Origin of the sequence: Bacillus sp. Pc3 (assembly GCF_000815145.1) — a bacterium.
GTDB classification, from domain to species: domain Bacteria; phylum Bacillota; class Bacilli; order Bacillales; family Bacillaceae; genus Bacillus; species Bacillus velezensis.
This window is the reverse complement of the sequence record NZ_CP010406.1, coordinates 3,159,865-3,172,215: the sequence shown is the minus strand read 5'-3', so window position 1 is coordinate 3,172,215 and position 12,351 is coordinate 3,159,865. Positions and strand designations below refer to the sequence as shown.

13 protein-coding genes are annotated in these 12,351 nt (G+C 47.5%); 2 read left to right on the top strand and 11 right to left on the bottom strand.

Annotated features, from left to right (window positions below):
- Positions 1 to 21: 21 nt before the first annotated feature.
- The 10 genes from ccpA to SB24_RS15230 all read right to left on the bottom strand — a co-directional run bounded on the left by ccpA (position 22) and on the right by SB24_RS15230 (position 10,072).
- Entirely contained in the window at positions 22 to 1,026 is a 1,005-nt protein-coding gene (gene ccpA, locus SB24_RS15275) for a catabolite control protein A (protein ID WP_003152385.1), read from the bottom strand.
- Positions 1,027 to 1,304: 278 nt separating this feature from the next.
- A complete protein-coding gene (locus tag SB24_RS15270) occupies positions 1,305 to 2,381 on the bottom strand; it encodes a bifunctional 3-deoxy-7-phosphoheptulonate synthase/chorismate mutase (protein ID WP_003152383.1) in 1,077 nt (358 codons plus the stop codon).
- Positions 2,382 to 2,617: 236 nt separating this feature from the next.
- On the bottom strand, positions 2,618 to 2,944 hold the full coding sequence (gene ytxJ, locus SB24_RS15265) for a bacillithiol system redox-active protein YtxJ (protein ID WP_033574218.1): 327 nt from the start codon (positions 2,942 to 2,944) through the stop codon (positions 2,618 to 2,620).
- Positions 2,945 to 2,969: 25 nt separating this feature from the next.
- A complete protein-coding gene (locus SB24_RS15260; RefSeq protein ID WP_003152380.1) occupies positions 2,970 to 3,383 on the bottom strand; it encodes a YtxH domain-containing protein in 414 nt (137 codons plus the stop codon).
- 32 nt (positions 3,384 to 3,415) lie between these two features.
- The gene (locus SB24_RS15255) at positions 3,416 to 3,838 is read right to left on the bottom strand and encodes a DUF948 domain-containing protein (protein WP_007408777.1); all 423 of its coding nucleotides are present in this window, start codon (positions 3,836 to 3,838) and stop codon (positions 3,416 to 3,418) included.
- 155 nt (positions 3,839 to 3,993) lie between these two features.
- Positions 3,994 to 5,292, bottom strand: coding sequence for a UDP-N-acetylmuramate--L-alanine ligase (murC, locus tag SB24_RS15250; protein ID WP_039254183.1), 1,299 nt, complete (start codon positions 5,290 to 5,292; stop codon positions 3,994 to 3,996).
- Positions 5,293 to 5,532: 240 nt separating this feature from the next.
- On the bottom strand, positions 5,533 to 8,136 hold the full coding sequence (locus SB24_RS15245) for a DNA translocase FtsK (RefSeq protein WP_039254181.1): 2,604 nt from the start codon (positions 8,134 to 8,136) through the stop codon (positions 5,533 to 5,535).
- 167 nt (positions 8,137 to 8,303) lie between these two features.
- Positions 8,304 to 8,909, bottom strand: coding sequence for a YtpR family tRNA-binding protein (gene ytpR / locus SB24_RS15240; RefSeq protein ID WP_033574220.1), 606 nt, complete (start codon positions 8,907 to 8,909; stop codon positions 8,304 to 8,306).
- Between the two features lie 14 nt (positions 8,910 to 8,923).
- Positions 8,924 to 9,733, bottom strand: a complete 810-nt coding sequence (locus SB24_RS15235; RefSeq protein WP_012118213.1) for a DUF1444 domain-containing protein — start codon at positions 9,731 to 9,733, stop codon at positions 8,924 to 8,926.
- Between the two features lie 15 nt (positions 9,734 to 9,748).
- Complete coding sequence (locus SB24_RS15230) at positions 9,749 to 10,072, bottom strand: thioredoxin family protein (RefSeq protein WP_003152373.1); 324 nt, start codon at positions 10,070 to 10,072, stop codon at positions 9,749 to 9,751.
- 197 nt (positions 10,073 to 10,269) lie between these two features.
- Between SB24_RS15230 and SB24_RS15225 the strand changes: the two genes are divergently transcribed.
- Positions 10,270 to 10,716 (top strand): YtoQ family protein, encoded by a 447-nt coding sequence (locus SB24_RS15225; RefSeq protein WP_007408781.1) that lies wholly within the window; start codon positions 10,270 to 10,272, stop codon positions 10,714 to 10,716.
- 32 nt (positions 10,717 to 10,748) lie between these two features.
- On the opposite strand, the gene SB24_RS15220 is transcribed toward SB24_RS15225, so the two are convergent.
- Positions 10,749 to 11,822 (bottom strand): M42 family metallopeptidase, encoded by a 1,074-nt coding sequence (locus SB24_RS15220; RefSeq protein ID WP_003152370.1) that lies wholly within the window; start codon positions 11,820 to 11,822, stop codon positions 10,749 to 10,751.
- A gap of 158 nt (positions 11,823 to 11,980) precedes the next feature.
- Between SB24_RS15220 and SB24_RS15215 the strand changes: the two genes are divergently transcribed.
- Positions 11,981 to 12,298: a PepSY domain-containing protein gene (locus SB24_RS15215; RefSeq protein ID WP_003152366.1), complete on the top strand. Its 318-nt coding sequence runs from the start codon at positions 11,981 to 11,983 to the stop codon at positions 12,296 to 12,298.
- Positions 12,299 to 12,351 lie beyond the last annotated feature (53 nt).

Genomic DNA, 12,351 nt, shown 5'->3' with positions numbered 1-12,351 from the left:
GAAGCTTGCTTTTCCGTTTTTTTATGACTTGGTTGATTGTCTTAATTCGATGCGGTGAGGCAATTCGACGATATGCTCTTCAACCGGCTCTTTGTTCATCAGTTTTGTCAAAAGTCTCATCGCCACGGCGCCGATATCGTACGTAGGCTGCACGACTGTTGAAAGCTGAGGGCGGACCATCAGGCTCAATCTCGTATTGTCAAAACCGATAATATCAAGATCATCAGGTATCGAAAGACCTTGATCTTGGGCCGCATGGATAATGCCGAGGGCCATTTCATCCGTCGCAGAAAGAATCGCCGTCGGTTTCCGGTCAAGGCCCATCAAGCTTTGAAGCGCCTCCATACCGGAATCATAAGTGTAATCGCCTTCCGCTACGAATTGCTCGTTAAACGGAATCGCCGCTTCTTCAAGCGCCCGTTTGTACCCTTGCAGTTTTTTCGAACGGTTGATCGGCTCTTGCATCGGTCCGGAGACGAATGCAATATCGCGATGCCCTTTATCAATGAAAAGCTTAACGGCATCATAAATCGCCTGTTCGTAATCAATGGCGACAGAAGGCGTCTCGCCCTGTTCTTCCACTGATGCCGCCAAGACGATCGGCACAGGAGAGCGCTTAAATTCTTCGACATGCTCGTCCGTAATGTTGCCGCCCATAAATACGATACCGTCCACTTGTTTGCCAAGCATCGTATTTAACAGATGCAGTTCTTTCTCAAGATTTTGGTCCGAGTTGCTTAAAATAATATTATATTTGTACATCGTCGCGATATCTTCAATTCCACGCGCAAGTTCAGAGTAGAAAATGCTTGAGATATCAGGGATGATGACGCCGACCGTAGTCGTTTTTTTGCTTGCAAGCCCTCTTGCCACCGCATTCGGGCGATAGCCGAGCCGGTCAATGGCTTCCAATACTTTTTTTCTGGTCGTCGGTTTTACATTCGGGTTGCCGTTCACGACGCGGGAAACAGTCGCCATACTGACATTTGCTTCTCTGGCCACATCGTATATCGTAATGTTGCTCACTGAAACCACTCCTTTTACTGGATACACTTATCCTTATCTATAGCATAAACACTTTATGTAAAGAAATGTCGTACGATTTCGCATTCTGTCGTTTATGATTGTAAGCGTAAGTCAGTAGTGTACATTATTTTTCATTATTCATCAAATTTAAATATCTCTCATGAAATTATACACGTTTTTCCCAGTGATGAAAACGTTCACTTTCATTTTATAATTAAATAAAATGAAGATACGAAAAAAAGCCGCGCGAGGCGGCCTTTAAAGAGCGGAACGTTGTATTATGCTTTTACTTTCAGCATTGGCTTTAATTCGTTCAGCCATTTCTCGAATTCAGGTATATCCATCTGCTGCGCAGAGTCTGAAAGGGCAACGGAAGGATCAGGGTGAACTTCGGCCATCACGCCGTCAGCGCCGATCGCAAGCGCCGCTTTTGCTGTCGGAAGCAGGAGATCGCGGCGGCCTGTTGAATGTGTGACGTCAACAAACACCGGCAAGTGAGTTTCCTGTTTCAAAATCGGCACGGCAGAAATGTCGAGTGTGTTTCTCGTTGCCGTTTCGTACGTTCTGATACCGCGCTCACAAAGAATGATTTGGTCGTTTCCTTGTGACATGATGTATTCAGCTGCATTGATGAACTCTGAAATTGTTGCGGCAAGACCGCGTTTTAACAATACCGGCTTTTTAACGGAACCGGCGGCTTTCAGCAATTCAAAGTTTTGCATGTTCCGCGCGCCGATCTGAATGACGTCAATGTAATCAATCGCTTGCTCAATGTGTGCGGGCGTTACGATTTCACTGATCACCGCGAGGTCATATTCATCAGCGACTCGTTTAAGAATTTGCAGGCCTTCTACGCCGAGACCTTGGAAATCATACGGACTTGTGCGGGGTTTAAACGCGCCCCCGCGCAGGATTTTAATGCCTTGTTTTTTCGCTGCGGCCGCTACTTCGGCAACCTGCTCATAGCTTTCTACGGCACAAGGTCCGACGATGAATCTCTGATCGCCGTCACCGATTTTTTCGCCTTTAATGTCAACGATCGTATCTTCTGCTTTTTTCTTCCGGGAGACGAGCAACGCTTTGCTGTGATCCTCTTCTTGAAGTTCAAGTCCGGCTTTGAAAATTTCTTTGAAAATATGCTGGATCGTTGAGTTTTCAAATGGGCCGTCATTGCTTTCAATTATGCGGTTAAGCATTGTACGCTCTCTGACAGGGTCAAATCGGTTGACACCCTGTGCTTCCTTTGCTTTACCGATTTCTTTTACAACGGCTCCGCGTTCATTGATTAATTTAAGGATTTCTAAGTTTAGTGCGTCTGCCTGCTGTCTTAGGCTCTCTAATTCCTTGTTGCTCATCTTTTTCATCCCTTCTATGCTATGTTTTATTTTAATGGTTAACATGCATCTTACTACAGTTATGCGAAAATAGGAATATGAAATAATAAATTTTTTCACATTCGGCTTTATCACCAAAACGCTTTTAAGCTTTTATGCGTTGAAGCGGTATATATTGATATCCTACATGATCCGGCTGAAATGATCAATAGTTTTTTTCAAAAAAAAAACCGCCGGTATCAACCGGCGGCCAGCAATTATGAAAGGTGCTGCTCTATTGCGTTTTTTGTGATTTGTGAATGAGACGCGTGCCATTTCACTTCGCCGTTTGCAATGACGAATACTTGCGGGCTTTCATGTTTCACGCCGTATGTCTCGGCGATATAGTTTGAAAGCGGCCGGCTGTCCTGCACCTGCAGGTAATAAGAAGGCACTTCTGAATGCGCCGATGCAAAGGCGTCAAACTCCTGAAACGCGGCTTGGCTGATCGGGCAGGTTGTGCTGTGTTTCAAAAACACCAGCTTGTTTTCTTTCTCAACGGCATTTTTGAACTCTTCTTCAGACGATATCAGCTGTTTTGTCATGTCGGTTATCTCTCCTTATTGAAGATCAGCGATTTGCCTGACCGGCTTTTTCCCCGGCGTCTTCCGCTTCGGCCTTGATGCTTTGGGCCGTGTCCTGCATTTCGCTTCTCGTCTCTTCGGCTTTCTCGGTTAGTGTGCTCTTAGAACGGTCTTTTAAATCCTTCACTTTATTCATAATCTGGCCTGACTGATCAGCTACCAGCTGGGTGATATTAGATGTTTTGTCTTTGGCGATGCTGACATATTGAGAGCCTTTTTCTTTCGCGTCGGCCGTCATTCTGTCCGTCTTATCCTTTAACGCAGAAGCCTGACTGCCGAGATCGTCGCGCAGCTCCTTACCTGATTTAGGCGCCAGAAACAACGCCGTTGTCGCGCCGATAATTCCCCCGATCAGCGTTCCGATTAAAAAATCCTTACTATTGATTCCATCTTTACTCATTATGATTCCTCCTTAGTGGATTTTTCTTATGATTAAAGCGATGTTTTTTTCTTTTGCTTCCACTTGTCCCATATTTCCATAGCGGCCTGGCTCCAGGTGACAACCTGACTGATCTTATCCTGATTCTCTCTTACAGAGGCCGTAACGGAACCTGCTGCCTGCTTTATGGATGTATTAAACTGCTGGACGGAAGTTCCCACTTCCTGGACAGCATGGACAACCGTATTTAATTTCTCTGATTTTTCCTGAATGTCTTCCGCGAGACGGTTTGTCTTATGTAACAGCTCGGTTGTCTCTGCGGTAATGCCTTTCATCTGCCCTTCAAGGCCGTCTAAAGTCGAGGCAACGTTTGTTAAAGTCATCTGCACGGACTTTAATGTTTTGGACAGATAGATGACGAGGATGAGAAATGCAACGGCAATGAGTGCGACGCTTAAGTAAAGAATGATGATCATCTAATACCTCCTTAATGCAGGATATAGTGGTATATACCCAATTCTTAAAATGATAAACATATATGAAAGATCTGTATGTATACTATTTCTCCGTTTCTCGGTAAATCCCTTTGCAGCACGCGCAAAAAAGCAGTGAGAGCCCCACTGCTTTTTCGTTACGCTATGACGTTTTCATAGGCTCTCATATATTTTTGAATGTCTCCGGCGCCCATGAAGATCAGCACTGCGCCTTCATGCGCTTTTAACACGGATGTGTCATTTTCTTCAATGAGTTCTGCGTTAGCGATTTTTTCCTGAAGATCCGTGATCGTGAGCTTGCCGACGTTCTCGCGGGCAGAGCCGAAAATGTCGCACAGGTACACGCGATCGGCCGCGCTTAAGCTTTCTGCGAATTCATCCAGGAATGATTGCGTCCGTGTAAACGTATGCGGCTGAAATACCGCGATGATTTCACGTTCGGGATATTTTTGACGCGCCGCCTCAATCGTGACTTTGATTTCAGTCGGATGGTGGGCGTAGTCGTCGATCAGTACCTGGCCGCCGATCACTTTTTCATTGAATCTGCGTTTGACGCCGCCGAATGATTCAAGTCCGCGCTTAATCATGTTCACGTCTATCTCTTCATAGTGGCAGAGCGCAATAACCGCTAAGGAATTGAGGACATTGTGATGCCCGTATGCCGGGATGTAGAACGTATCGTAAAACGTATTGCGGACAAAGACGTCAAATGTCGTGCCTTCCGTATTTTTCACGATGTTTCTCGCTTGAAAATCATTTTCTTCTCCCGTGCCGTAATAAACGACAGGCACATTGGCGTGAATTTTCGGCAGGTACTCGTCATCACCGCAGGCAATGATGCCTTTGTTGACTTGAAGCGCCATGTTTTGGAAAGCATCAAACACATCGTCAATGTTGGCGAAATAATCAGGGTGGTCAAAATCAATATTCGTCATAATCGCATAATCAGGCTGATAGCTTAAGAAATGACGGCGGTACTCGCAGGCTTCAAATACAAAGTATTCGCTGCTTTCATTTCCTCTGCCCGTTCCGTCCCCGATAAGAAACGAAGTCGGCTTCGCCTGCTGCATCACGTGTGCCAAGAGGCCCGTTGTGGACGTCTTGCCGTGTGCGCCCGTTACCGCGACACTTGTGTATTTTTTCATATATTCAGCTAAAAATTTATGATATCTGATGACAGGAATCCCTTCAGCGAGCGCCTTTGCGATTTCCGGATGAGAATCAGGGAATGCGTTTCCGGCGATTACCGTTAAGCCGGGTTTGATGTTATCGGCGCTGAACGGATAGATCGGGATATTTCTTTTTTCAAGGGCAGCCTGAGTGAAAATCTGCTTCTCGATATCCGATCCCTGCACCTGATACCCTGTATCATGCAGGATTTGAGCAAGCGGGCTCATACCTGTCCCTTTTATTCCAACAAAATGATAAACAGTCATAATCGTACCTCCAACAAACGTCTATCTGTTCCCCAGTATATGACGCTCATTTCATTTTGCGACCGCCGCGGGCAAAAAGCCCGCACAGCGGCGCTTCCATTTATTTTTACGTTATCGTCAGTATCTGTAACTTTCTTTTTGATTAAACCTGCCGCATGATATTTCAGCGCGTGACAGTGATGCAGTTTTGATGGTCCATCCACTATCATACCATGTTTGTGAGAAAAATGAACGATATTCTTATTCTTGAGCAATGTCAGCGGCCGTAATCAGCACTTCACGGGGTTTGCTGCCCTTCGCTTCTGAGATCATGCCTTCGGCTTCCATCATGTCAATCAGCCTCGCGGCGCGATTATAACCGATTCTGAACCTTCTTTGAAGGCTTGAGGTGCTGGCGCTGTTTTGCTCCACGACGAATTGGCACGCCTCAGGAAACAGTTCGTCTTCTTCCTTAAGGGCGGTTCCCTGCCTGATCAGTTCTTCCTGTTCAAACAAATAAGAAGGCGGCAGCTGCTTTCTGACATGAGAGACGACGCGGTCAATTTCTCTGTCGGATACAAAGTTGCCCTGCAGGCGCACCGGTTTTCCGGTACCGTTTTCCCAGTACAGCATGTCGCCTTTTCCGAGCAGCTTTTCCGCTCCCGCCATGTCGATGATCGTTCTGGAATCTACCTGGCTTGAGACGGAGAATGCAATCCTCGTCGGTATGTTTGCCTTGATCATTCCGGTAATGACATCGACAGACGGACGCTGTGTTGCGACAAGCAGATGAATGCCGCAGGCTCTCGCTTTCTGCGCGATTCTGGCAATGCTTTCTTCCACATCGTTCGGCGCGACCATCATTAAATCGGCAAGCTCATCAATGACCACTACGAGGTACGGAAGCTTTTCGCCTGTCTTATGATCGGCGGTTAATTCATTAAAGCGGCCGATATCTCTCACACCCGAATGGGCAAACAGTTCATATCGCCGTTCCATCTCTTCCACAACCCATTTTAACGCGGCGGTCGCGGCTTTGGCGTCCGTGATGACGGGGCTGACCAAATGCGGAATTTGGTTATAAGGCGCAAGCTCGACCATTTTCGGATCAATCAGAAGCATTTTGACATCACTCGGATCCGCCTTATAAAGCAGACTGACCAAAATGGTATTGATGCAGACGCTTTTTCCCGATCCTGTCGCACCCGCTATCAACCCGTGCGGCATCTTTTTCAAATCAATGACGACCGGGTTTCCGGAAATATCGACACCGAGCGCGGCTGTAAGCGGAGACGGATTCGTCCTGAAAGCGGCGCTTCTGATCATCTGCCTTAAATCGACGACTTTGCTTACGCGGTTCGGAACTTCAATGCCGATCGTGTTTTTACCGGGGATCGGCGCCTCAATCCGAATATCCTTGGCAGACAGGCTCAGTTTAATATCATCTGCTAAGTTTGTAATTTTGTTTACTTTCACTCCGGGCTCAGGATGCACTTCAAAACGTGTGACGGACGGGCCTTGTGTGACATGAACGACTTGGGCGCGCACATTAAAGTTTTTCAGCGTAACGTTTAAAAGCTCGCGCTGTTCTTCAATCCACGATTGGTCGTCATGTCTTTGCGCCGGCGGTACGTCCAGAAGCGACAGATTCGGAAAGACATAGCTCGCTCCGCCCTCTGGCGTCTTCGCCTGCTTGTGTTTATCGCTTTTAAGCATCATGACGTTAAACGGTACATTGCGCTCTTTCGGCCGCTCCGCTTTTTTCACAGTCTGAGGCTGTCCTTGATGCTCCGTTTTTTCTTCGGCAGGCCGGGACGGGGCATCGGCCGTCTCGATGCTTGCAGGTTCAGGCTCGGGGTCTGAATGCCGCGTGACTTCATTGTACTCAGGCTGCGAGTCTGTTTCCTGTTCCGCGTCGGTTTCAGCTGATTCGGGCTTGTCTTCAGACTGCGGCTGAACTTCCTCATCGTATCCGGGTTCTGTGTATGTATACACCGGTTCTTCCGCGGTTTCAAAAGGCGGTGCTTTTTCCGGCTCAGGCTCCTGATATTCCTCCTGCGAAGCCGCTTGTTCCTCTGTGTTTTCAGCCGTTCGGGATGCTTCATATTCAGGCTCTTTAATAGGCTGCGGGCGGGTTTGTTCATGCTCTTGTTCTTCTGTAAAGCCGGCAGACTCCGCGCTTTCCGTGTGCTCCCGCTCTTCAGTCTGCTGCGGTTCTGCTGCTGCAAACACTTGCTCTTTTGCATTCTCAGCCTCGGTGTGAAGCTCCTCTTTTTTAACGGCCGGGATTTCTTCCGTTTCTTGTTTCGCAAACGGGTCTGGCCGGTCATTCGTCTGTTTTGTTATGCCGGATGTTGTGAAGACGGGCTCTTTTTCCGTTTCCTGACCGGCTTTTGGCGGAACAAATTGCTCCTCTGACAGCAATGTTACGTTCTCTTCACGCCGCTTTTCGGATATAGGCGCTTTTTTTATGCTTTGCTGAGATTGAAAGCCGTAAACCGGTGAAGGAATGGATGACGGTTTAAAGGGCTTTTTCACCGTTTCAGGCTCTTTATGTGTATGCTGTTTCCGCTCGGTTTGATCCTTCCCGGCGGCATAATCCCGGGACGGCTGGCGGCGTTCGTGCCTTTCCCGCTGTCTTTGGTTTTGCTCCGTTCGCTTATAGCCGTCCGGAACGACGGGGAAGCGGAAATTCCCTTTCGGATATTCGTAATATATTTTAGGATCTTCCATGCGCGTGAATTTGCCTTCTGGCTGATCCGGTATCTGCTGTTTCGGGATTTGGGCATGCGTGTTTGGTTCACGTTCATGCTCTTCTTCTTTTTCACCTAAAAATAAGTCAAAAAATTTATTCAGCCAACTCATGTTTAATCACTCTCTAACTCCCTTTTTAGTAGTCTGGGACGATATTTAGTATACCATTGCCGGGCGGCTCAGAAAAGATTAAGCTCCCAACTGAAGAAAGCCGTTAAGCAGGCCTGCTTAACGGCTTTCTCTCACATCATTCGATTCTGTGCGCTTATTTATGGGAGTTAGAATTGAAATGCTTCGCCGGCCTCGCGGCTGTCTTCAAGAACAAGAATCCCTTTTTCCGCCGGCGCATCCGGCAAAGCGAGTTCTTTCGCGGAGCAGATCATGCCGCTTGACGGAACGCCTCTTAATTCAGCGTCTTTAATCACAAGTCCGCTCGGCATCACCGCGCCGACTTTAGCGACGACGACTTTTTGCCCTTTGTCCACGTTCGGCGCGCCGCAAACGATTTGGAGGGTTTCCTCTCCCACATTCACTTGGCAGATATTCAGTTTATCCGCATTCGGATGTTTTTCTTTCGATTCAACGTAACCGACAACAAATTTCGGAGAAAGGTCAACCGTCAGCGTTTCTGAAACGCCGTTTCTGTTCAGTATTTCATTCACATCCTGAACGAATGTCTCAGACAAAGCGACGGGGCCGTTGTCCTCAATCTGTAGATAAGAAGACACATTAAAAATGTTAAAGCCCGTCGTTTCTTTTGTTTCTTTGTTAAAGATTCTGATGACATCGCCTTCTCTTTCATAGGCGATTTCTTCGCGTGCCGCATCTTTAAGAGAGATCAGAAGCGTATCTCCCACACCTTCTTTATTGTAAAAAGCGTTCATAAGAAAAATCCTTTCTAATCCTTTTTCGGCCGGCTTTTCGCCATGATAAACACAGGTTCCAGTCTGCCTTCATTATACAGAAATGAAAGGGCCGTAATCGGCACCGTGCCGCTTGCAAAGAAGCTCATGGACATTTGCCCTAAAATATCATAACCCGATTCATTTCGAATGTCAGCAAGTATTAATACATCCTGATGCGGGACGGAAATCGCCAATTCGCCTTCAGCGGCCTGCTTGTATTCATGAAGAATCGAATCATTGAGAATCCGGCTGGCGTCATAGCCGTCATTCGCCCTGAAAAAATAAAAATAATTGTCCGCAACCGTATCCTGTTTCACAACTGAAGGAAGAGAGCGGAGATTGAATGACGCCGTCTCCCTGATCCGTTCTTTTGTCCAGTTTTCTTTCTCGAGCATACGGCTGTCAATTAAGCGGTACGTCTTGCCGAGGTCAAGCGCGTAGTAGATTCTTGTTTCGGCCGTATGGTCATCATACACGAGCGGAATGCCGTCGCTCGTTTGATCGGGAAATGATGTGGAGCGGATGACCGGATAGATACCGGCTTCCTTTCCGGACATCTCCTGTCCGCTGCCTTCCATCGCCTCCATTGCTTCTGACACATAGTAGACGATTTCGTCGATCGCTTCTTCTTTTTTCGTCTCCCACTTCGCAATGATCGGCGGGAGCTCCAATGTGATGCCTTTTTTGGTCGTTTGATCCTCAACACGGAGGGTGTCTTTTTCTCTGTCAAAAAAGAAGGATCGGTTCTCGTGCTGCAGGCGCTGTTTTAATAAATCCGCCAGCTTCCTTGACGTCATTTTCAAAGCCCGTGGCCTCCTTTATGCTTTAGCAAGGGAATCGGTTAAAAATTGCTCAATTTCTTCTTTTGTTTTACGGTCTTTGCTGACGAAGCGGTTCACTTCTTTTCCTCCGTTAAACACAACAAAGCTCGGAATGCCGTAAATTTCCCATTCCGCGCATGTATCAATAAATTGATCGCGGTCTACGTAGTAATAAGTGAATTCAGGAAAGTCCGCTTCCAGCTCAGGGAGAAACGGCTCCACAAAGCGGCAGTCCGGGCACCAATCCGCTGAAAACATAAATACCGCCCAATCGTCTTGTACCGCTTTTTGCAATTCTTCCGTGCTTTCAATCTTTTTCATTGTCATTCCTCCATCTGGATTATGAGTTTTTTATATGCTGATGTTTGTCCAATTGGATCATACCAGACTGTTTACAGCAAGACCAACTATATGCAATATCATTATCATATTTCATTTGCATTATCAAGCAAGTTTCGTTTACCATTTTGCTTGTAGCCGTACGAAAATCTGAATATGTACATAAGGAGGGGCAAAAGATGCAGTTTGTCGTGTATTTAGCGGGTGAAATCCACAGTAATTGGCGGGATGAGATTAAGCAAAAAGCAACGGCGCTGGACCTGCCGATTACGTTTGTCGGCCCGATGGAAAACCATGAACGCTCAGACAATATCGGAGAAGAGATTATGGGCGTGCAGCCCGATTCTGTTTTAAAAGACGCCAGAGCTTCTGATATCAACAATTTCCGTACAGAGGTGCTGATGGAAAAAGCCGATTTTGTGATCGCCCTGTTTGGCGAGAAATATAAGCAGTGGAATACCGCGATGGATGCTTCTTATGCCATCGCAAAAGGCAAGCCGCTCATTCTCATCCGTCCGAAAGAGCTGCATCATCCGCTGAAAGAGCTTTCCGGCAAAGCGAATATTACGGTGGAAACCGTCAATCAAGCGATGAAAGCACTCTCTTATTTATTTGAAACAGAATAAGCAGGCCGCCTTATGCGGTCCTGCTTATTTTTTCACACATTTTCTCTGATCGTTTCGACCGTCTGTTTGTCACTCGCCATGACCAGCTTAATGAGCATTTCTTTCGCCGCGGCATAATCATCGACATGGATGATGGCGGCATTTGTATGAATGTATCTTGAACAAATGCCGATGACGGCAGACGGAACTCCGCTGTTTGATATGTGGACCCGTCCGGCATCCGTTCCCCCGCCTGAAGCGAAATATTGATAAGGGATATTGTGCGTTTCCGCCATATCAAGGACGAACTCTCTCATCCCGCGGTGCATGACCGTCGTTCTGTCGAGAATGCGGAGCAGCACCCCCTCGCCGAGACGGCCGAACAGCTCCTTATCGCCGCTCATATCATTTGCCGGGCTGGCATCAAGCGCGAAAAAGAGATCAGGCTGAATCATGTTGGCCGCTGTCTGCGCCCCTCTCAAGCCGACTTCCTCCTGAACGGTGGCCCCGGCGTACAGATTGTTCGGCAGGTCTTTTCCGTGCAGCTCTTTTAATAGTTCAATGCTTAACCCGCAGCCGTAGCGGTTATCCCACGCTTTGGACAATATTTTCTTCTCGTTGGCCATCGGGGTGAACGGGCAGACAGGCACGACCTGCTGTCCCGGTCTGATCCCCATTTTGACCGCGTCCTCTCTGTCATCGGCACCGATATCAATCATCATATTTTTGATCTCCATCGGCTTTGCGCGCTGGGCATCCGTTAAAATGTGGGGCGGGATGCTTGAGATGACGCCGATAATCGGTCCGTTATCCGTCTGCACCTCGACGCGCTGGGCAAGCAGCACCTGACTCCACCAGCCGCCGAGCGTCTGAAATCTCAGCATGCCGTTATCCGTAATCTGCGTTACCATAAACCCGACTTCGTCCATATGGCCGGCTACCATAACGGTCGGCGCATCTTCAGCGCCGCGCCTTACTCCGAAAACACTTCCGAGTCTGTCCTGCACGATGTCATCCGCATATTTCGCAAGCTCCCGTTTCATAAAGGAGCGGACCTGATGTTCATTTCCCGGTGCGCCGGGAAGCTGCGTCAGCGTCCGGAAAAGCGTTTTCGTTTCCTCATTCATATTTTCCCCTCATTTCTATGTAATGCTTTTATTTTATTAGAAAAACAACCGTTTTCCAAGCGCTCAGATTGAATGGGCTGGAAAACCGCCGCTTTACTTAACACCGTCTGGCATCTTCTGTATAATAAAAATTACGACATAATTGGAGGTGCTTCATATTGAAATTACGTCATTTTCTCTTAGGTGCAGGAGTCGGATTATGCGCTGCCATCGCAGTGAAAAAGTATGCGATGAAACCTTATATCTCTTCAGAAAAAGCGCTCCGTATCGTGAAAGCGGCTTTTAAACAGCGCGGGCCGATAGACGGATCATGGATTTACACAGAGCCCGAGCCCTACCAGGTAAACGGAGAAACCATCCAGGTATACAAGACCGGCGTGACACGTTCGGCATTCGGCGAACTGGAGCAATATGAAGTTATGGTCAATGCAAAAACAGGCCAGATTGTCGATGTCATTGATTCTGTCGCCTCATAATTCGGACAAGCAAAAAATAAAGCCCAAAACCATCAGCGTTTTGGGCTTTATTC

Bases quoted from the DNA above. Each gene is read 5' to 3' on its own strand.
- SB24_RS15245 (WP_039254181.1), bottom strand. From the start codon at position 8,136: ATGAGTTGGCTGAATAAATTTTTTGACTTATTTTTAGGTGAAAAAGAA.
- SB24_RS15260 (WP_003152380.1), bottom strand. From the start codon at position 3,383: ATGAGTAAAGATGGAATCAATAGTAAGGATTTTTTAATCGGAACGCTG.
- SB24_RS15230 (WP_003152373.1), bottom strand. From the start codon at position 10,072: ATGAAAAAGATTGAAAGCACGGAAGAATTGCAAAAAGCGGTACAAGAC.
- SB24_RS15270 (WP_003152383.1), bottom strand. From the start codon at position 2,381: ATGAGCAACAAGGAATTAGAGAGCCTAAGACAGCAGGCAGACGCACTA.
- SB24_RS15255 (WP_007408777.1), bottom strand. From the start codon at position 3,838: ATGATCATCATTCTTTACTTAAGCGTCGCACTCATTGCCGTTGCATTT.
- murC (WP_039254183.1), bottom strand. From the start codon at position 5,292: ATGACTGTTTATCATTTTGTTGGAATAAAAGGGACAGGTATGAGCCCG.
- SB24_RS15220 (WP_003152370.1), bottom strand. From the start codon at position 11,822: ATGAATGAGGAAACGAAAACGCTTTTCCGGACGCTGACGCAGCTTCCC.
- SB24_RS15225 (WP_007408781.1), top strand. From the start codon at position 10,270: ATGCAGTTTGTCGTGTATTTAGCGGGTGAAATCCACAGTAATTGGCGG.
- ytxJ (WP_033574218.1), bottom strand. From the start codon at position 2,944: ATGACAAAACAGCTGATATCGTCTGAAGAAGAGTTCAAAAATGCCGTT.
- ytpR (WP_033574220.1), bottom strand. From the start codon at position 8,909: ATGAACGCTTTTTACAATAAAGAAGGTGTGGGAGATACGCTTCTGATC.